The following is a 17,218-nucleotide window of genomic DNA, read 5'->3' on the forward strand; positions in this document are numbered from 1 at the left end:
AGGGCAAAGATGATGGAGCTACTGCAACTGTTGAGTTTCGGACCTGACGGATGGGGCTTCGCATTGCTTGCCGCCGCCTTCATGACCGTCGCTGTCGCAGTCTGCGGCTTCTTGATTGGTGGCATCATCGGTGCCGTGGTTGCCTGGGGAAAGCTTGCAGGCAGTCTACCGGTTCGCCTGTCTGCCGATGCGTACACGACAATTTTGCGCGGCATACCCGATCTTCTTGTGATTTATCTGTTTTATTTCGGTGGCAGCATGGCCGTCACAGGGCTGTTTAATCTCTGGGGGCAGGAAGGCTTTGTTGGCGTCCCGCCTTTCGTGGCTGGGGCAACCGCCATCGGTGTCGTTTCCGGCGCTTATCAGGCGGAAGTGTTTCGCGGAGCCTTCCGCGTGCTGGCGAAAGGCGAAATCGAAGCGGGGAAAGCTGCCGGCATGGGCCAGTTGCTCTTGTTTCGCCGTATCATCGCACCGCAGGTCTTTCGTCATGCGCTGCCGGGTATAGGCAACATATGGCAGATGGCGCTGAAGGAATCGGCGCTGATTTCAGTAACAGGTCTGGTCGAACTTCTTCGCCAGGCCCAGATCGCAGCGGGATCGACCCGCAAGCCGTTTGAGTTCTATCTCATTGCGGGTGCTATTTTCCTGGCAATCACATGGTTGTCGCAACGCATTTTCTCCTGGCTTGAACGACGGGCGGGACGCGGCATATCCGGAGGACTCGTCTGATGGATACGCTTTTCATCCGAGACAGCTTTCTTCAGTTGCTCTCCGGCGTTCCGCTCACACTCGAGCTGACGGCCTTCGCTTTTCTGCTCGGGCTGATGCTGGCCATGCTGATCGCCTTGATGCAGGTATCTCGCCTTCGCCTGGTTCGTATGCTCGCCGGCTCCTATGTCTTCGTCATTCGCGGCACGCCGCTCCTGGTGCAGATATTCCTGATCTACTACGGCCTGGGCCAGTTTCGTCCCACATTGCAAAGCCTGGGCCTGTGGCAGTTTTTCCGGGAAGCCTACTGGTGCGGGATCTTGGCCCTGTCCCTGAATGGCGCCGCCTATGGCAGCGAAGTGCTGCGCGGTGCGTTGCAGTCGGTGTCGAAGCGTGAAATCGAAGCTGCAAAAGCCTGCGGTATGTCGGGCTTTCTTCTCTACCGCCGGATCATCATGCCATTGGCGTTGCGTCAGGCGTTACCTGCATATGGCAATGAACTGATCCTGATGGTGAAGGCGACGTCGCTCGTCTCGATCATCACCATGATGGAAATCACCGGCATCGCCGCGCGGCTGATCTCCGAGACCTATCGGCCTGTGGAGGTCTTCATCGCTGCCGGGACGATCTACCTCATCATCAATTTTTTGCTGACGCGTGTCGTATCGATGCTGGACTGGTGGCTGACGCCGCATCTGAGAGGCGTGCCCACAACCGGCAATCCGGAGCATGCCAATGACTGAAGGTGCTAACATGCAGCCTGTGATTTCCCTCCGAAACCTGCACAAAAGCTTCGGGACGCTCGAGGTCCTCAAAGGTATTTCCTTTGATGCACACAAGGGCGATGTCATCGCGATCCTCGGCGCGTCCGGCTCCGGCAAAAGCACCATGCTGCGCTGTATCAACATGCTGGAAATCCCGACCGCCGGCGACGTGGCGGTCGGCGGGGAGACTGTAAAGCTAAAGAAGCACGGTACCGGCCTTGCGATTGGCGATCAGCGTCAGATCGACGGCATCCGCTCGCGGGCGGCAATGGTCTTTCAAAGCTTCAATCTATGGTCCCACATGACCATTCTTGAAAACCTCATCGAGGCGCCGGTCCATGTTCAGCGCCGCCCAAAGGCGGAATGCGTCGCGGAAGCGATCGCCCTGCTGGAGAAAGTCGGAATCGCCGACAAGCGTAATGCCTATCCGTCCCACCTTTCGGGTGGGCAGCAGCAGCGCGCCGCGATCGCAAGAGCTTTGGCGATGCATCCTCAGGTGATGCTGTTCGACGAGCCGACCTCCGCTCTCGATCCGGAAAGGGTTGGCGAGGTGCTGGCGGTAATGCGGTCGCTCGCAAACGAGGGGCGTACCATGCTTCTGGTCACGCATGAGATAGCATTCGCCCGGGATGTCGCGAACCGCGTGATCTTTCTACACGAGGGCGTCATTGAAGAGGACGGCCCTACAGACGTGGTGTTTGGCAATTCGAAATCGGAGCGGTTTCGCAAATTCATTTCCAATAGTCAGCAGGCTGATCGGGGACAGGGCAGATGAAGCGTCGTGAAGCCGCCATTTTCGAATGGATTTCGTCGCAGCAGGAAAGCATGGTGTCTTTGCTCGCGACTTTGGTGAACACCTATTCCGGATCCTATGACAAGGTCGGTGTCGATGTTGTCGGCATGCTCCTGTCCAAGTTCTTCGCCGATCATGGCATCAAGACCACAACGCTGCCGTTGGAGGGCTTTGGCGATACGCTGCTTGCTGCACCGGTGCCGTCCGACGGGCTCAACGCTCGATAACATGACAACTCCCGATTAGCTGTTTTGCGGCTACGCAGCTCCTCTGTAGATTAGAGAGCCGTCCACTTTTGACACAAAGTGATTTCCACCTTGCGCGCGGCGAATGGCAGCTAGCCGCGAGAAATCGTGCCTGGATCTTCAGACAGGGCCAGGGAAATTCTCTCGGCTGCCGCAACGACCTGCTGGGGGAAACCGGCCTGCGCCACGGCATCGACCTGGCCGCTTTCGAACACCATGCTGACGCCAGCCACAACCCGTTTGTTCATCAGGATTGGAGCGGCGATACCGACGCGTCCCTCCGCAACTTCGGCCACTGTGATAGCAAACACATCGCGCTGGATGCCGCGCAGGGCGGCTTTGAATTGCTTCCAGTTTTGCGGCCCTTCACCCTCGCGGATGAGCATTTCGTTTTCGAGGTAGATCCTCTTGAGTGATCTGTCGTCGAGGTGGGCCAGGATGGCCTTCGATGATGCACCGCGAAAGAATGGCATTGCGACACCCGGCCATAACTCGACACGGGATGGGGTGCGTCCCCCTGTTCCTGATGCAGACACATGACCTGGTCGCGGAAGCGCCAGCATAGCACGACGCTCGCTTTGTGGGTTGTACTTTCCAGCAGGTGCCGCATCACCGGCGTGGCGACCGCTATCAGCGGATCGCTGCTTCGAATGATCTGGTCGAAGGCAATGAAAGCCGGCCCAGGGCATAGCCGGCTCCGGTTACGGGGTCGAGAAAGCCAGCATGCACCAGCGCCTGAACGTCTCGATAGGCTGAGCTCGCCGACACGTTGACGGCACTGGCGATCTGAAATGAGGTCGAAACCCGCACAGCACCTTTCGGATGTTCATGCTCCGTTCGCCGAACGTCGTATAAGATGCACGAGGAAACCCATCACAATTCCTAGTCCTTGCCCTCCGAGGCGACCCACTAGCGAATGATGATCAGAGGGCCAATCCGGGTCGCTTTCACAGTGAGTGCCTGTTTGATGAACGCGAGCGCAGCGTCGATATCGGCGATCGCTATCGTGCCACTCACGCGGCGTTGTGCGAGCGCGGTGCCGGCGACGACGATCCGCCCGGAAAAGTGGCGGTTCATCTCTTCCACGACATAGGACAGCGGGGCGTTTTCCACGGCGATCTGCCCGCGTTGCCAGGCCAGAGCCACGAGGCGGTCGACAGGCTGGATTGCTGTCTTGCCGCTGTTGCGGTCATAAGTGGCTTGTTCGCCTTGCGTGACGCGCACGGAAGACCTGGTGGCGTCGTTCGACTCCACCAGGACTGAGTTTTCTGTGACGGTCACCTCCGTATCGGCTTCGCCCAAACGTACGTCAAAGGCCGTTCCCAATGCCGTGACACGGGTAGTGCCGGCCTGGACGGTGAAAGGCCGCTCCGGTGCATGTGCAACCTGAAAGAAAGCCTGCCCGCGCAGGAGCCGGATATTTCGCTGCTTCCCGTCGAAATTGACGGCGATCGCGGAGGAGGCGTTGAGCTGTACGGTCGAGCCGTCCTCGAGCGTAAGGCTAGGCATTTCGTCGGTTCCCGCAATCGCATCCGCCTGCAGGAGCATCGGCCCGTCGAGCATCAGGAAGGCCGTGGCGGCGCAGGCGAGCAAGAGTAGCGATACCGCGAGCGGCTTGGCTGTACTGCGGGGTTTGACGTTGATGTTGAGCAGAGCCGGGTCGGATTCAATCGCCTTGCGCGCGTCGCCCAGCAGGCGTTCTGCGGCACTGTAAGCGCGACGATTTTCCGGGTCCTGGTCCAACCATTGCCTGAAGCGATCTTTGTCTTCGACGGATTGCTTGAGGTCGGCGTTGCGCAAAATCCAGTCCGCTGCCTCTGCGTTGCATTTTCGCTGAGCTCGGGTCGCTCTATTGCCCGGCATTGGCTTCTCCAGCAGCATCCAGTCCTGCCTAGTAGACGGTTGGCATCGCCAATTAGGGACTCGTACTCGATCTAAAGAAGGCAGTCGAGGCAGTGGGCGAACGCCCGACGAAGGTGGCGATCGACCATATTCCGGGAAATGTTGAGTTTTGCCGCGATCTCGTCAGGGGAAAGATGGTGCAGCCGGTGCAGGATGAAGACGACGCGGCGGCGGGTCGGCAGCTCGGCAATTGCATCGCGAAGAATGGCGACCCGGGCTTCGATCTCGAGCTGACGGTCTGGCGCCGTCCCAACACTGGCAACCGACAAAGCCTCTCGTTCGGTGCCGGAAAAGAGGCGCGCTTCCATGCTCTCTCGCCGTAACCTGTCTATTCCGAGATTGATGGCAGAACGGCAGAGGAAAGCTTTGATCGACCGCTTGTTGCGCAGGATGTCGGGCTGGGCTGCAAGCTTGACGTAGAGATCGTGAACGACGTCCATGACGGTGGAACGTGGATGCCCCTTGCGTCTGACAGCGGCCATGATGTCGGCATAATGCGCCTCCATCGCCCGGTTCAGAAGATCATTGCTTTCAAGATTGTCCCAAGCGAGCGGGGAAGGGGAACTCGACATTGGCACTCTATTCCTGATCCAATGATGAACACGCAATTATCCGGTACTTCCAGGCGCTGAGAGCCTGCACATTCCCTTGGCAGCAACGTTTGAAATGGCTATCGAATCTGTAAAATGCCTGCAAGTGCAATAGGTTAGAATGGTTCGAAGGTGGCTACCCGGGCGACGCTAAAACAAGACTGTAAAAGTCATCTTTATGCCTGATTTTGTTGCCCGATTCCCTGCAGAGGGGCGAAATTCCTATCTCGGCTTGCGCCTAAAAAAAGCGGGTCATGTTGTATTTTTGTAACAGCAAAACGATAGCTGTCAGGATTCTTCGCACCCTACAGAGGGACGCACAGCGGTGTTCCAGCGACCGGATCGCGGATAATGACCGACTTGACGCCGAACACGTCTGCAATCGCCTCGGCTGATATCACCTCGTCGGGCGGTCCGGCGGCTGTGATCTTCCCGTCCTTCAGGATAACGACATGCTCGGCGTAGCGGGCTGCTTGGTTGATATCGTGCAGAACGGCGACGACGGTCTTGCCGTGCTTGTGCACCAGCACGGTTATCAGTTTCATCAACTCGATCTGATGCGCGAGATCGAGATAGGTTGTCGGCTCGTCGAGCAGGAGAACCTCTCCCTGCTGGGCCAGTGTCATCGCGATCCATGCGCGCTGGCGCTGCCCTCCAGAAAGACTGTCGAGCGCCGTATCTGCGAGCGTCGTCATGCCGGTCAGCATCAGCGCCTCTTCGCAGGCGTCCTGATCTTGCTCCGACCAGCGCCCGAACAATGATCGGTGCGGATAGCGGCCCTGCTGCACGAGGTCGCGCACCGTCAGCCCCTCAGGCGCCACCGGTCCCTGAAGAAGGACGCCGACACGTTTAGCCATCTCCTTGGTGGAGAGCGTATCGATGCTGTGGCCATCGAGCAGGATGGTCCCGTCGGCTTTCGCCATGAGGCCGGCGAAGGTGCGCAGGACGGTGGATTTGCCGCTGCCGTTCGGCCCGATCAGCGCTGTGAAGCGACGCTCGGGCACGATGAGGTCGAGATCCTCGACGATCCGGTGTTGACCATAGGCAATGGATACGCACTGCCCCGTCAGCTTCGCCGGTGTGTTCTTGTCATTCACGGGCATGACGGCGACCCCATAGAAGATATGCGAAGAAGGGAGCTCCGATCAGGCCCGTGACGATTCCGGCTGGCAACTGAGCCGGCGCGATGATCACGCGCCCGACGAGATCGGCCGATGCCACAAGGCTTGCACCGGTCAGCGCGGCGACCGAAAATATCCTGGCATGCGACGGGCCGACCAGCCGGCTGGCGATATGCGGCGCGACGAGGCCGACGAAGCCGACCAGCCCTGCGGCCGCGACGGCCGCACCGGAAATGAGCGTGCACAGCAGGATCATGACACCGCGAACCAGATCGACCCGCTGGCCGAGGCTCCGCGCGGAATTGTCGCCGAAGCGAATGAGGTCGAGTTCGCGCGACGACATCCATGCCAGCGCCATAGGTATGATCAACCAGAAGAACAGCAGTCTCACTTTAAGGATATTGGCGTCGTAGACACTTCCGGCCAGCCAGATCATCGCCCGCTGGACATCGCCGATCTCCCCGAAGGTCGAAAGCAAAGTCGTGGCCGCACCGGCAAGCGAACTGAGGCCAATGCCGATGAGGATGATGCGCAGCGACGACGTGCCGCCGCGCCATGACAAAAGGTATACGGCCGCCGTCATCGCGACCGCGCCGAGGAATCCGGCTGCCGGCAGCAGGGCGGCGGGCGGATCCTGAAGCAGCACGATGACAACCATAACCGCGGCTGCCGCGCCGCTGTTGATCCCCAACACGCCCGGCTCCGCAAGCGGATTGCGCATGATGGCCAGCGCGATCGTGCCGGCCGTCGCGAGCGCAGCGCCGACGAGAAGGGCGAGTAGAACTCGCGGCAGGCGCAGGTCAAATACGATCATCACGTTCTGCAAGCTTGCCTCTGGCGATCCTGTGATCGTTTCGAAGAGCTCGCGCCAGGACAGGGGTATGTCCCCAAATGCCAGGCTGGCCAAGATCAAGCCGATGAGGAGAAAAATCAGGACGGTGAGCAACCGCGTCATGTCGCACCTCCCGCCCGGTTTCGGGCAAGCCATAGAAAGAACGGTGCACCGATGAGGGCGATCGTGACGCCTACCGGAAAACTCTGGCTGGTGAAGAGCATGCGTCCGGCGGTATCCGCGCCCACCACCAGCAGGGCGCCGCCGAGCGCGCTGAACGGGATGATCCAGCGATAATCAACGCCGATCGTCAGGCGCGCGATATGGGGAACGACAAGCCCGACAAAGCCGATCGGGCCGGCGAGGGCGACGGCGCTGCCGGCGAGCAGGATGATGAGGACGACGGCAATCGCGCGCCAGACCAGCGGGTTCTGTCCGAGCGACCGCGCCGCATCGGCCCCGAGGCTCAAGGTGACCAAATGCCGGCCGAGGAGAAGGGCGGAAGCAAGCCCCACCAGGATGTAGGGCGCGACCGCAGCCGCCTGTGCCATGGTTCTGCCCGATACGGATCCTGCCGTCCAGAACCGGACTGTATCCAGGGTGCTTTCGTCGAAGATGAGCACGGCGCCGGTCAGGGACATCAGGAACGTTGCGACGATCGCACCGGCGAGAACAAGACCGACGGTCGATTGACCGGCCAGGCCGAAAGAACCGAGTCCGTAGACGACGATCGCGGCACCGCCGGCTCCGAAGAACGCGTACCACAGATAGACGTCGCTGGTCCCAGCGCCGAAAAGGGTCATGACCAGCACGACGGCGAAGGCTGCGCCCGCATTGATCCCGAGCAAGCTCGGCGAGGCGAGGGGATTGTTCGTTACGGCCTGCATGATCGCGCCGGAGACCGCCAGTGCGCTGCCGGCAAGCAGGGCCGCAAGCACGCGCGGGAGCCGGATCGTCGTGACCAGCAGGTGCTCGCGCGATCCGTCGAAATCGAAGATCGCATTCCCTACCGACTGGAGCGGGATGCTCACCGTCCCGAGGGTGACAGCCCACATCGATATCGCGACAAGCAGGCAGAAAACAACGAGCAGGGCGAAAAGCCTGCTCCTGCCGGTCATGCTTAAACGGCCCAAAGGCCGCGCAGCCGGCATGCCCTTGCTGCGGCTCATCGATCCGCCAGGATATAGCGCTCGATGTCGTCGAGAACCCGATTGGCGGAGCCAATGCCGTGAAAGCTCTGCCAGGTTACCCGGTCGACGCGGTAGGCGCGGCCGTTCCGCACGGCGGGCAAGAGCTGCCAGAGCGGGTTTTCGGTGACTTCCTTCTCGAGCGCATCGTCCGGTCCGCTCTCGAAGCCGCTGGCGGAGACGTAGAGAAGAATGTCGCCATCGAGATTGGCAAGTTCCTCCCAGTCCGGCCGCTTGACGATCGTGCCGTCGGTCACCGTCTCGTAGGCCGTGCGCTTGACGCCGGCCTCGTGCAAAACTGAAAAGGGCGCATAGGCGGCAGGACCATCGACGAAGACGACGAAGCGGCCAGGCGCGAAGCGGACGGTCGAGACGGTCACGTCCGTCTTCTTCACGCGGTCGCGGATCGAGGCGACGCGCTTCTCGTAGGCGGCGAGCGCCTCATTGGCCGCACCCTCGCGGCCGGTGATCTCGGAGAGAAGCTTGAGATACTTCTTCCAGTCCATATGGTTGGTCAGGACGGTCGGCGCGATCTTCGATGCCGTATCGTAGATGGAGGAATGCGCCTCCGCGCTGCCGATGATGAGGTCGGGCTTCAGTGCCGCGATCCGCTCGAGGCTCGGTTCCCTCGGATTGCCCAGGTCGACCATCTTCGACCGCTTGACGAAATCAAGCACCACGGCGTCCTGGATGGCCATGTAGGGCGTGGCGGCGACGGGCGCCTTGAGCTCGATCAGGAGGCCGAGCGTCAACAGCGGATCGAGCGTGACGATCCTCTTCGCCTCCACTGGTGCGCAGAACGGCGGATTATAGACACCCTCCGCTATCTCCTTCCCCCGACAGGCGGCGTGCGCGATCGAGAGGGGAAAGAGGAGGAAGAGAAGGGCGAGCCAGAAGCGCAAGACGGATACCATTTCAGATGCACGCAGAAAGAGGATTGCGGGGCTTTCGCCCCACAATCCCGGTTTGTCAGAACTTCGTACGAAGGTTCAGTCCGAAGGACCGCCGGGGGCCAGCCTGGCCGAAGGCTGGGGTGTAATCGGGATCGACGATCGTGAAGTATTTCTCATCGGTGAGATTTTCCACGAAGGCGGTGATCTCCCAATTGTCCTTCTTGAAGCCGGCTTGCGCATTCACGATGAAGCGAGAGTCGATGTCGTACATGCCTCCCGTGCCGAAACGTGAATTGTAGTCGCTGGTGTATTTGGCATCGGCGCCGACATAGATGCCGTTCTCGAACTCATATCGACCGCCGAAGCCGAAACTCCATTCCGGCGCTTCCGGAAAGGCTTTTCCAGACTGGTCGCCCAAGCCGCCGTGATCGAATTCGAGGAACCTGGTGTTCAGATATCCAATCGAAGCGAATGCCGAGAACTGATCGGTGACCTGATAGGTTGGCTCGATTTCGAAACCCCATGCGCGCGAGGACGCGGCATTTTCCGTTATTCGATAGCCCGGAATGGGAGATGGGGGGCGGATTTCGATCTGCTGGTCTTCATACTTCGTGTAGAAGAGATTGGCGTTGAGCCTGAGGCGATCGTCCAGCAGGGTTCCCTTATAGGACAACTCGTAGCTCTGGGAGTATTCCGGATCGTACGTTACGAGTGGGAACGTCGGATCGCTGCGATTGACATAGGAGCCACCCGACCGGAAGCCTTGCGTATAGGTGAAACCAACCGTTTGATTGTCACCGAATTCCTTTGACAGGCCAATCTTCGGCACGAAGTTCAATTCGTCGAAAGATGCCGGGTCTCCGGAGAAGACAGGCGTACCGGGGAACATGATAAATGAGTTCTGCTCGGTGTTCGTCTCTTCCAGGTAATCCAGTCTTCCGCCCAGGGTCGCAAACCAGCTGTCCGCGAATTCATAGGTCGCTTCACCGAATACAGCCAGGTTCGACGTCTTGCGGGTCTGCTGGTCGTCCAGCTGGTAAGGCGCCACCACGAAACGCGACCATCCGTCAAAGACCTGATGGCTGCCGAAAACGCCTGCAACCCACTTCCAGCGGTCGCCCTCGTAGTTCAGGCGCAGCTCCTGGGTGAATATCGAGTCGTCATCCGTACCCCAGATTCCATTGTCGATGCCGGGCGTGTCCGCATCGACGGAGCGTCGTGTGTTTATGCCGTACTGAAAGCCGGTTTGCGAAGTAAAGCGGAGCGTGTCGGAGAAATCATGCGTGATTTCAAGGCCGAGATTGTGAACCTCGGTCCACCGATACTCCGTGTACGTGATGAAGTTGAAATCACCGCGCCCGGTGTTGAGGCCGACCAAGCGGTCGTTCGGACGATCCTTTGAGTAGGCATAGGTCAGAAGGGCGCGGGTGTCCGGCATCTCTGACGGCGTGAGGAGCAGCTTTGCGCGAATGGTCCCGCTGAGGTCCGTGGTCAGGTCATCATAGCCGGCGTAGTCCTCGAGATTCGTATAGGAAACGTCGGAACGGGAACGCTCGAACGCGCCGGAAATGCGCAGCGCGACCTGGTCCTCGACGAGCGGCGTGTTCACGACGAAGGCGGTGCCGACCAGATGGTTGCTGCCGACGGTGCCCGACAGTTCGACTTCCTTGTCGAAGGTCGGATCCTTCGACTTGATGTAGACGGCACCGGACATGGCGGCGCGGCCGGAGAGCGTCGATTGCGGTCCGCGGTAGACCTCGACCTGTTCGACGTCCCAGAGGTTTCTCGCTCCAAAACGGGCATTGTAGCGGGTCTGGAGAATGCCATCCACATAGAGGGAACCGACTGGCGCCCCACCCGGAACGAAGCCTTCTGAGCTCATGCCGCGGATGACAAAGCCGGAATTGACCGTCGCGCTGTCCAGCACGTTCGCAAGACGCCGATAGGCATCCTGCGTATGTCTGATCTGGCCGTCTTCAATCGCCTTGGCATTCACGATACCGACGCTCGCGGTCGTATCATTCAGCGTCGTCGCGTCGCGCGCGCCATAGATCGTAATCGGGGCGAGCACGAGTGCCCCGCTGGCGTCTACGCCAGTTCCCCCTGCCGAGGATGTATTGACGCTGAGCGTCACCTGATTGCTGCCGGCAAAACGTGCGTCCACGCCCGTGCCCGCAAGAATGGCGTTCAAGGCTTGCTGGGGCGTCAGGTTGCCACTCGCGCCCGCAGTTGTCCTGCCTTCAGAAACAGCAGCATCATAGAGAATTTGAAGGTCGGTCTGGGCGGCGAGGCTGTTCAAGGCCGGTGTAAGAGACCCCGCCGGAACCGAAATTGATCGCTCGGCGGACTGAGCCGGTGCAGCCGCTTGCGCTGTAGCCGGTGTTGGCGGATTGAACACGAGCACCGCTGTGCTTGCCAGAAGCGCAGCATGAAGCCTGGCTCGGGCCCCCCGCGAAATTGCCCTGACGGACACATTCCTAGTCATCAAAACCCCCAATCATGCGGCGTTCAAGGCGCCGCAGTCCACCATTAGAAGCGGTTACGCATTCCGCTCGTAGGGGAGACGATTGGTGGCCAACGTTTGGGACTCTCCACGAAGAAATAATCGATACGCTGCAATTTCTACCGAGGATTGATCGTGTTGGTTACCGCTACACCCAGATGCCCAATCAGGATGTCTTGCGTCTTTTTTCCATATCGATTTGGGAGGTGTGTTTCACGGGCTCTTCCTTGCAAGCGATAAGCCATTGTTATCTCTCGCAAGTTGCAGTTCAAACCTGAACCCACCTCAGTTCAAAGTCACATAAGATGCAGAAGGGAAGGGGACGTTTAACGCAAAGCGACGTTCGGACTTCCGTGAAGGGGCGACTGCTTAGTGCCCATGCCTGCCGCAGAGATCAGTCTTGCCGTTTTCTGAAAGCAGGCATCATTGATGCCCAAGCGGAAGTCAAATTCGTAATCCCATGCGCATGATGGCAGTGCGTAGAATCTCTTGTGAACAGCTACACTCAGCCTTCGCTATCGAATGCCAGAGCAATTTGAACCCAAATCGCCCAGCAGGCGGCTTAGTTTGGAGGGCTCGCGTGGTCCAACCTGAAGGGTTTACTCCAACAAGGCGTGAAATTTTGGACGCCGATTGACACACGAGGCCGAGCCGGAGCGCTTTCAGACGGCCCGTACGTATATCTCCGCCCTGACGCTTAAGCGCGAACTCCCGGTCTCCCGTCACATAGCACGCCACCGGATCGCCCCACCGACCGGAAGCTCATGCCTGAATCACCTGTCGCCAGACGTTGTGCGCGTAAACCCATCGAAAGCGGCTAGCCCTCCCATGCTGGCCTCCATATCCCAGCCGGAATTCTGAATCAGACTGCCGGTCGAAAAACGCCCTAGACGTTTCTTATGCCCTTCCAATGCTTCAACCGCTGTGCGATCAGCTTCGAGCGTTGGCGATCATCGCGTCCGTTCAGGATGCTTGAATCGTTCGGCTCAGCGCGCAAGTAGACACCGGAGGTCCTTGCGTTCACTTCCGGTTGCGTCTCCGAAAGCGTGGTGAAGTATCCGGATGCGCGATCGGCGGACTCGAGCTTGATCTCTCCTGTACCATGCAACTGTGGAGCATTGGGATGCAAGGGACGCTCCCCCCGCCAGAAGTAGAAAATACCCGAAGGATCCCGCTTCTCCTTAACCGCTTCGCTCCAGTATCGAGACGACAACGTACCGTCTTCCTGCCAAGCACGGCCAGTGATTTCGAGCGCGCCGTCGCCGTCACGCGAAATGTTCAAGAGACTCACGGCGGAAGGCTCGCGGTCGGTGCGCGATGTTAGTGAAAACTGCCACCATTGCCCCTCGATGCGAGCCAAGCGCCCTTCGTTCTCAATTGCTTGCCGGACCTTCTGGTTGACGGTGTCCATTTCGGTAGAGCTGATGCCCTCATCGTAGCGCACACAAGTCAAGCCGAGGAGATCAGTGGGCAACTTCGAGCCTCTGGCATGGAGAATGAAGGTACGGCGCATGCCGAGGACTCCGCCAAAAAGACCAGCTTCGAAGACCACATTGTCTCGCGGCGAAGCCACACCAGCCTCCAACACGGGAGAGGCCGGTGGGCTGGCGGTCGTCCAGTCGTCCTGGGCGAAGACGAATGCGGCAAAGTCTACCTCGCGGGTAAGCTCGAGAAGGCGACCTAGCGTGGTAGTTCCGGGACTGAAGGTCGTCGTCCAGGGTTCGACGTGAGCGGTGTCATCGAGCCCTTTGGTTAGGGCCTCCAACAGTTGCGCCTGCTTTCCCGACGAGCCCAAGAATATGCGAGGCTTGTCCATATCATTCTCCTGCCAGATTGTGTGCATGCTCACAATCGAGGTGCACGGTGAAGCTTCTCCGTCGCCAGATCGATAACGTGGAAAGCCTCTACATAGAATAGGAAATTGTCTTTTTGCCGCGATGGCTTTGAGGTCGGTCTCCTCGCCGAGCATTTTGCGCAGCTCAACTAGGGTTTTTGATAAAGCGCGTCTTCCCGACGACTCGCCCGTAGATCTCGAATGTCGAGCTGCAGCGCTCATCAGAATCTATCAGTCGGGAATCTCAGATGAGAAAGAAAGAACTTTAGGTGCCCTTGGCTATACTCTCGAGGATTGAAATTCCCGAAGCCCTCCGCTCCGAAAGGGGTGTCGGGCCTTTTTTCGTTATTAGAAACCGACTGACCGTCACGTTGTTGTGTTCAACGAAGGGGACGGATCATGACAGACCGGCAGCATCTCCTGATCATGTTGCAAAACGCGAGAGATACACTGCATGAACTGAGTATGGCTCTGGTTCTTGCCGACAGTGAAAATCTTAGAGATGTCGAGGCGCTCGTTGGGGCTACGGAAGAGGGGGGCCGTCGCGAGTCGCGGCGGATGGAAAGCAAAGGATGAGGCGGAGAGAGTAGCCCTTGACTCAATGTCGGCGTTGGGTGCTGCCTCGGAGACGTTGTTCGTGGTCTCCGAGGCGTGGCTGAACCAGATCACCAGTGAGGCAAAGCGCGGCAAGACGATCGCGATCTACGTCCGCCTTGCAGGGACACATCGGCTCAAAGTCCAAAGTCTGCGCCGGTTGTCCAATTCTGTGTTTATTTTTGCCGGGTGATGATCACGGTGAGGCATCGCCGACGACCAATTTCGGGACAGAGCGCCAAGGCTTTGGATTCTGTGCTCATGACTCGCTGCCATAGAGAGTTAAGCTCAAAAGCCGTTGATCTGAGAATTGCCCAGTGCGCGCTTTTGGCGCTGTAATCCGCTGCAGCCGATCAAACTGGAAGGGAAGGCAGAGATGTCCACCTCGAATGCAGCGCCAAAAACCGCGATGCAGAGGTTTCTCGATGGCGTCGAAAGAGTGGGGAACATGGTTCCTCATCCGGTCGTCATCTTCCTGATTCTGATTGTAATCGTCATGGTGCTATCAGCTCTATTCAGCGCTTTCGGCGCCGCGGTAACGTTTGAGCGCATAAACGCGGAGACACATGAGATTGAAACCGCGACCACCGAGATCCGCAGTCTGTTGAATGCCGACGGTATACGCTTCCTGTATGCGTCGCTCATCCCAAATTTCATGAGTTTTACCGCGGTCGGACTGATGATCGCTGCGATGATCGGAGCCGGCGTGGCGGAGGAATCAGGGATGGTCACGGCGCTTATCCGAAAGCTCGTGATCGTGTCTCCGGCCTGGGCGCTTACCTATATCCTGTCTTTTGTCGGTATCCTCTCGAGCATCGCTGCGGACGCAGGCTATCTGGTTCTGATCCCTCTCGCCGGGGTCGCCTACCTGGCTGTTGGGCGAAACCCACTCGCCGGCTTGGCGTTGGGCTTTGCCGCCGTGGCTGGCGCCTTCACCGTCAACATGCTGATCAAGCCGCTCGATGCCGTCCTCGTCGAGTTTACCAACGACGCTGCCCGTCTCGTCGACTCTAACAGTTCGATCAGCCTGGCCTCGAATATCTGGTTCTCGATCGTGTCGGTGATCTTCCTTGCCGTGGTCGTGGCGTTCATCACCGATCGCATGATTGCGCCCCGCCTGGGCGTCTACGATCCCGCGTTGGCGGCCGACGGCACGATGACCGAACAGGGCGCAATACTCAGCGAGCAGGAATCGCGCGGCTTGCATTTCGCCGGGCTCGGCCTGCTCGGCCTGATCATCGTCTTCTGCTTCCTGACGATCCCGTCATGGGGGCCGTTGCGCAATCCCGACACCGGCGAACTGATCGGCAACTCGCCGTTCATGAACGGCTTGATCGCGCTAATCATGCTGATCTTTCTGGTGACAGGCTGGTGCTACGGCATCGGCGCCGGAACGCTGCGCACTTTGACGGAAGTCATTGGGGCGATCGAGAAGTCGATCAAGAACATGGGCGGCACGATCTTCCTATTCTTCGTGTTGAGCCAGTTCGTCGCCTATTTCACCTATACCAATATCGGCACGGTTATGGCGCTGAGCCTCTCGGGTGCCCTCCAGGCGGCCAATATTGGCTCGCTGCCGTTGCTGCTCGGCTTCATCGTCGTGGTGGCGATCATCGATCTGCTGCTGACTGGCGCCATCGCAAAGTGGGCGATTTTCGCGCCCGTCTTTGTCCCGCTTCTGATGAAACTCGGCGTCGAGCCGGAGGCGGTTCTGGCCGCCTATCGCGTCGGCGATTCGCCGATGAACGCGATTACCCCGCTGAATGCCTATTTCGCACTCGTGGTGGGCTTTATGCAACGCTACGACAGGAACGCTGGAGTTGGCACCGTTGTGGCACTAATGCTGCCCTATGTCGTCTGGATGTTCGTCCTGTGGACGGCGTTGTTCGCGGTCTGGCAGATGCTGGGCCTGCCTTGGGGGCTTTGAGTGTCCATGCGGAAGCTTAAAGCGATCAAGGTTCAAGTGACAGGATGAACATGATGAGCACCTCCTCTATTCCCCTCGATGTCGCCGTCGCCGAAGATCACTTAATGCGGTTCCTCTCGGTGGAAGGCGTGACAGGATACGAGGCCAATATCGCGGCCGCCGTCATTGATGCTCTGAAGGCCGCTGGCGTGCCGGCTTCGGCAATCCGCTTCGACGACGCCAACACACGGATTCCGCTGCCGACGGAAACCGGCAATCTCATCGTAAATCTGCCCGGAACGCGCGGCGGGCCCAGGCTGCTGTTCTCAACCCACCTGGATACCGTGCCACTGTGTGCAGGCGCCAAGCCCCGGCGAGAGGGTGATCGCATTGTCTCCGACGGTACGACAGCACTAGGAGGCGACGCCCGAACAGGCGTTGCCCTTCTCGTGGTGCTTGCCGAGACACTTATCAAGCACAAGCTGCCGCATCCTCCAATCACGCTGCTTTTCACGGTGCGCGAGGAGAGTGGGCTTCATGGGGCACGTGAATTGAACGCAGCCGATCTCAGTGGCCCGAGCATGTGTGTCAATGTCGATGGTCAACTCGCTTCGGACCTGATCATTGGTGCGGTTGGACAAGAAAACTGGGAAGTCGAGATCAAGGGCCGTGCCTCTCATGCCGGCGTTGCGCCCGAGAAGGGCATATCGGCAACATTGGTCGGAGCGATAGCCTTAGCGGAGGTGCACAACGCAGGCTGGTTTGGCAAAGTCGTCAAGCCGGACGGCCGCGGAACAAGCAATGTCGGAATTTTCGGCGGAAAAGACGGAAAGCCTGCGGGCGATGCAACCAATGTTATCACCGACTACGTCTTCATCGCGGGCGAGGCTCGTAGCCCTGAGTCTGCTTTCGCGACCAAGATTGCCAAGGGTTACGGTGAGGCCTTCGCGAGAGCAAAAGGACAGGTCAAGGACCATGAAGGGCGCACGGGAGAAGTGGCGTTCAATCACCAGACAGCCTATCCGCCTTTCAAACTCTCAGAGAGCAGCCCGGTTGTGAAGCGCGCCGTGAAGGCGTTGGAGATGATGGGCATCAAGGCCAATTGCCTCTTCTCCAATGGCGGGCTCGATGCAAATTGGCTCGACAAACATGGCATTCCCACCGTCACCATCGGTGCGGGCCAAGCCGAGATCCATACAATCAAGGAATATGTGAACCTTGCCGAATACGAAAAGGGCTGCCGCCTCGGCTTACTTATGGCGACACTAGAGGAGTAGCAGTCACGTCGCGGCTCGGCGGCGGTTGGGCCGGATGGCGGTGCTAATTTTTGGCGGCTCGAGGAGAGC

16 protein-coding genes are annotated in these 17,218 nt (G+C 59.1%); 7 read left to right on the top strand and 9 right to left on the bottom strand.

Annotated elements, in window-relative coordinates:
• Window positions 1–12: 12 nt before the first annotated feature.
• Genes WBQ96_RS09250 through WBQ96_RS09265 form a run of 4 tightly spaced genes read left to right on the top strand, consistent with a single transcriptional unit; the run spans window position 13 to window position 2,492 of the window.
• Window positions 13–729 carry an ABC transporter permease gene (locus WBQ96_RS09250; protein WP_165120122.1) on the top strand — a complete coding sequence of 239 codons (717 nt, stop codon included), beginning with the start codon at window positions 13–15 and terminating at the stop codon, window positions 727–729.
• Window positions 729–1,451: an ABC transporter permease gene (locus WBQ96_RS09255; protein ID WP_165120052.1), complete on the top strand. Its 723-nt coding sequence runs from the start codon at window positions 729–731 to the stop codon at window positions 1,449–1,451. The genes WBQ96_RS09250 and WBQ96_RS09255 overlap by 1 nt, the downstream gene beginning before the upstream one ends.
• A complete protein-coding gene (locus WBQ96_RS09260; protein WP_442920812.1) occupies window positions 1,438–2,247 on the top strand; it encodes an ABC transporter ATP-binding protein in 810 nt (269 codons plus the stop codon). Before WBQ96_RS09255 ends, WBQ96_RS09260 begins: the two co-directional genes overlap by 14 nt.
• Window positions 2,244–2,492, top strand: a complete 249-nt coding sequence (locus WBQ96_RS09265; protein ID WP_336549401.1) for a hypothetical protein — start codon at window positions 2,244–2,246, stop codon at window positions 2,490–2,492. The genes WBQ96_RS09260 and WBQ96_RS09265 overlap by 4 nt, the downstream gene beginning before the upstream one ends.
• A 110-nt stretch (window positions 2,493–2,602) precedes the next feature.
• On the opposite strand, the gene WBQ96_RS09270 is transcribed toward WBQ96_RS09265, so the two are convergent.
• The 9 genes from WBQ96_RS09270 to WBQ96_RS09310 form a co-directional block, all read right to left on the bottom strand.
• The gene (locus WBQ96_RS09270) at window positions 2,603–3,199 is read right to left on the bottom strand and encodes an IclR family transcriptional regulator domain-containing protein (RefSeq protein ID WP_336549402.1); all 597 of its coding nucleotides are present in this window, start codon (window positions 3,197–3,199) and stop codon (window positions 2,603–2,605) included.
• Window positions 3,200–3,419: 220 nt separating this feature from the next.
• Entirely contained in the window at window positions 3,420–4,391 is a 972-nt protein-coding gene (locus WBQ96_RS09275; protein ID WP_246245851.1) for a FecR family protein, read from the bottom strand.
• A gap of 53 nt (window positions 4,392–4,444) precedes the next feature.
• Complete coding sequence (locus tag WBQ96_RS09280) at window positions 4,445–4,984, bottom strand: RNA polymerase sigma factor (protein WP_165120049.1); 540 nt, start codon at window positions 4,982–4,984, stop codon at window positions 4,445–4,447.
• Window positions 4,985–5,307: 323 nt separating this feature from the next.
• Window positions 5,308–6,105, bottom strand: coding sequence for an ABC transporter ATP-binding protein (locus WBQ96_RS09285; protein ID WP_336549406.1), 798 nt, complete (start codon window positions 6,103–6,105; stop codon window positions 5,308–5,310).
• Window positions 6,092–7,078, bottom strand: coding sequence for a FecCD family ABC transporter permease (locus WBQ96_RS09290; RefSeq protein ID WP_336549408.1), 987 nt, complete (start codon window positions 7,076–7,078; stop codon window positions 6,092–6,094). Before WBQ96_RS09290 ends, WBQ96_RS09285 begins: the two co-directional genes overlap by 14 nt.
• On the bottom strand, window positions 7,075–8,124 hold the full coding sequence (locus WBQ96_RS09295; protein WP_336549410.1) for a FecCD family ABC transporter permease: 1,050 nt from the start codon (window positions 8,122–8,124) through the stop codon (window positions 7,075–7,077). Before WBQ96_RS09295 ends, WBQ96_RS09290 begins: the two co-directional genes overlap by 4 nt.
• The gene (locus WBQ96_RS09300; RefSeq protein ID WP_337035882.1) at window positions 8,121–8,930 is read right to left on the bottom strand and encodes an iron-siderophore ABC transporter substrate-binding protein; all 810 of its coding nucleotides are present in this window, start codon (window positions 8,928–8,930) and stop codon (window positions 8,121–8,123) included. The genes WBQ96_RS09295 and WBQ96_RS09300 overlap by 4 nt, the downstream gene beginning before the upstream one ends.
• 181 nt (window positions 8,931–9,111) lie before the next feature.
• Window positions 9,112–11,520 (bottom strand): TonB-dependent receptor, encoded by a 2,409-nt coding sequence (locus WBQ96_RS09305; protein WP_337035883.1) that lies wholly within the window; start codon window positions 11,518–11,520, stop codon window positions 9,112–9,114.
• Between the two features lie 904 nt (window positions 11,521–12,424).
• Window positions 12,425–13,354 (bottom strand): TIR domain-containing protein, encoded by a 930-nt coding sequence (locus tag WBQ96_RS09310; RefSeq protein WP_336549417.1) that lies wholly within the window; start codon window positions 13,352–13,354, stop codon window positions 12,425–12,427.
• A 655-nt stretch (window positions 13,355–14,009) separates the two neighbouring features.
• Here WBQ96_RS09310 and WBQ96_RS09315 point away from each other — a divergent pair.
• The 3 genes from WBQ96_RS09315 (at window position 14,010) to WBQ96_RS09325 (ending at window position 17,149) form a co-directional block, all read left to right on the top strand.
• Window positions 14,010–14,159, top strand: coding sequence for a hypothetical protein (locus tag WBQ96_RS09315; protein ID WP_336549421.1), 150 nt, complete (start codon window positions 14,010–14,012; stop codon window positions 14,157–14,159).
• A gap of 183 nt (window positions 14,160–14,342) precedes the next feature.
• The gene (locus WBQ96_RS09320; RefSeq protein ID WP_336549423.1) at window positions 14,343–15,893 is read left to right on the top strand and encodes an AbgT family transporter; all 1,551 of its coding nucleotides are present in this window, start codon (window positions 14,343–14,345) and stop codon (window positions 15,891–15,893) included.
• Window positions 15,894–15,946: 53 nt separating this feature from the next.
• Window positions 15,947–17,149 carry a M20/M25/M40 family metallo-hydrolase gene (locus WBQ96_RS09325; RefSeq protein ID WP_442920813.1) on the top strand — a complete coding sequence of 401 codons (1,203 nt, stop codon included), beginning with the start codon at window positions 15,947–15,949 and terminating at the stop codon, window positions 17,147–17,149.
• Window positions 17,150–17,218 lie beyond the last annotated feature (69 nt).

Source organism: Mesorhizobium sp. CCNWLY176, assembly GCF_037153935.1.
In the GTDB taxonomy this organism is placed as follows: domain Bacteria; phylum Pseudomonadota; class Alphaproteobacteria; order Rhizobiales; family Rhizobiaceae; genus Mesorhizobium_M; species Mesorhizobium_M zhangyense.

Excerpts from the sequence above, each read along its gene's own strand:
- WBQ96_RS09250 (WP_165120122.1), top strand. The coding sequence starts at position 13 with ATGGAGCTACTGCAACTGTTGAGTTTCGGACCTGACGGATGGGGCTTC.
- WBQ96_RS09255 (WP_165120052.1), top strand. The coding sequence starts at position 729 with ATGGATACGCTTTTCATCCGAGACAGCTTTCTTCAGTTGCTCTCCGGC.
- WBQ96_RS09260 (WP_442920812.1), top strand. The coding sequence starts at position 1,438 with ATGCCAATGACTGAAGGTGCTAACATGCAGCCTGTGATTTCCCTCCGA.
- WBQ96_RS09265 (WP_336549401.1), top strand. The coding sequence starts at position 2,244 with ATGAAGCGTCGTGAAGCCGCCATTTTCGAATGGATTTCGTCGCAGCAG.
- WBQ96_RS09270 (WP_336549402.1), bottom strand. The coding sequence starts at position 3,199 with ATGCCCTGGGCCGGCTTTCATTGCCTTCGACCAGATCATTCGAAGCAG.
- WBQ96_RS09275 (WP_246245851.1), bottom strand. The coding sequence starts at position 4,391 with ATGCTGCTGGAGAAGCCAATGCCGGGCAATAGAGCGACCCGAGCTCAG.
- WBQ96_RS09280 (WP_165120049.1), bottom strand. The coding sequence starts at position 4,984 with ATGTCGAGTTCCCCTTCCCCGCTCGCTTGGGACAATCTTGAAAGCAAT.
- WBQ96_RS09285 (WP_336549406.1), bottom strand. The coding sequence starts at position 6,105 with ATGCCCGTGAATGACAAGAACACACCGGCGAAGCTGACGGGGCAGTGC.
- WBQ96_RS09290 (WP_336549408.1), bottom strand. The coding sequence starts at position 7,078 with ATGACGCGGTTGCTCACCGTCCTGATTTTTCTCCTCATCGGCTTGATC.
- WBQ96_RS09295 (WP_336549410.1), bottom strand. The coding sequence starts at position 8,124 with ATGAGCCGCAGCAAGGGCATGCCGGCTGCGCGGCCTTTGGGCCGTTTA.
- WBQ96_RS09305 (WP_337035883.1), bottom strand. The coding sequence starts at position 11,520 with ATGACTAGGAATGTGTCCGTCAGGGCAATTTCGCGGGGGGCCCGAGCC.
- WBQ96_RS09310 (WP_336549417.1), bottom strand. The coding sequence starts at position 13,354 with ATGGACAAGCCTCGCATATTCTTGGGCTCGTCGGGAAAGCAGGCGCAA.
- WBQ96_RS09320 (WP_336549423.1), top strand. The coding sequence starts at position 14,343 with ATGTCCACCTCGAATGCAGCGCCAAAAACCGCGATGCAGAGGTTTCTC.
- WBQ96_RS09325 (WP_442920813.1), top strand. The coding sequence starts at position 15,947 with ATGAGCACCTCCTCTATTCCCCTCGATGTCGCCGTCGCCGAAGATCAC.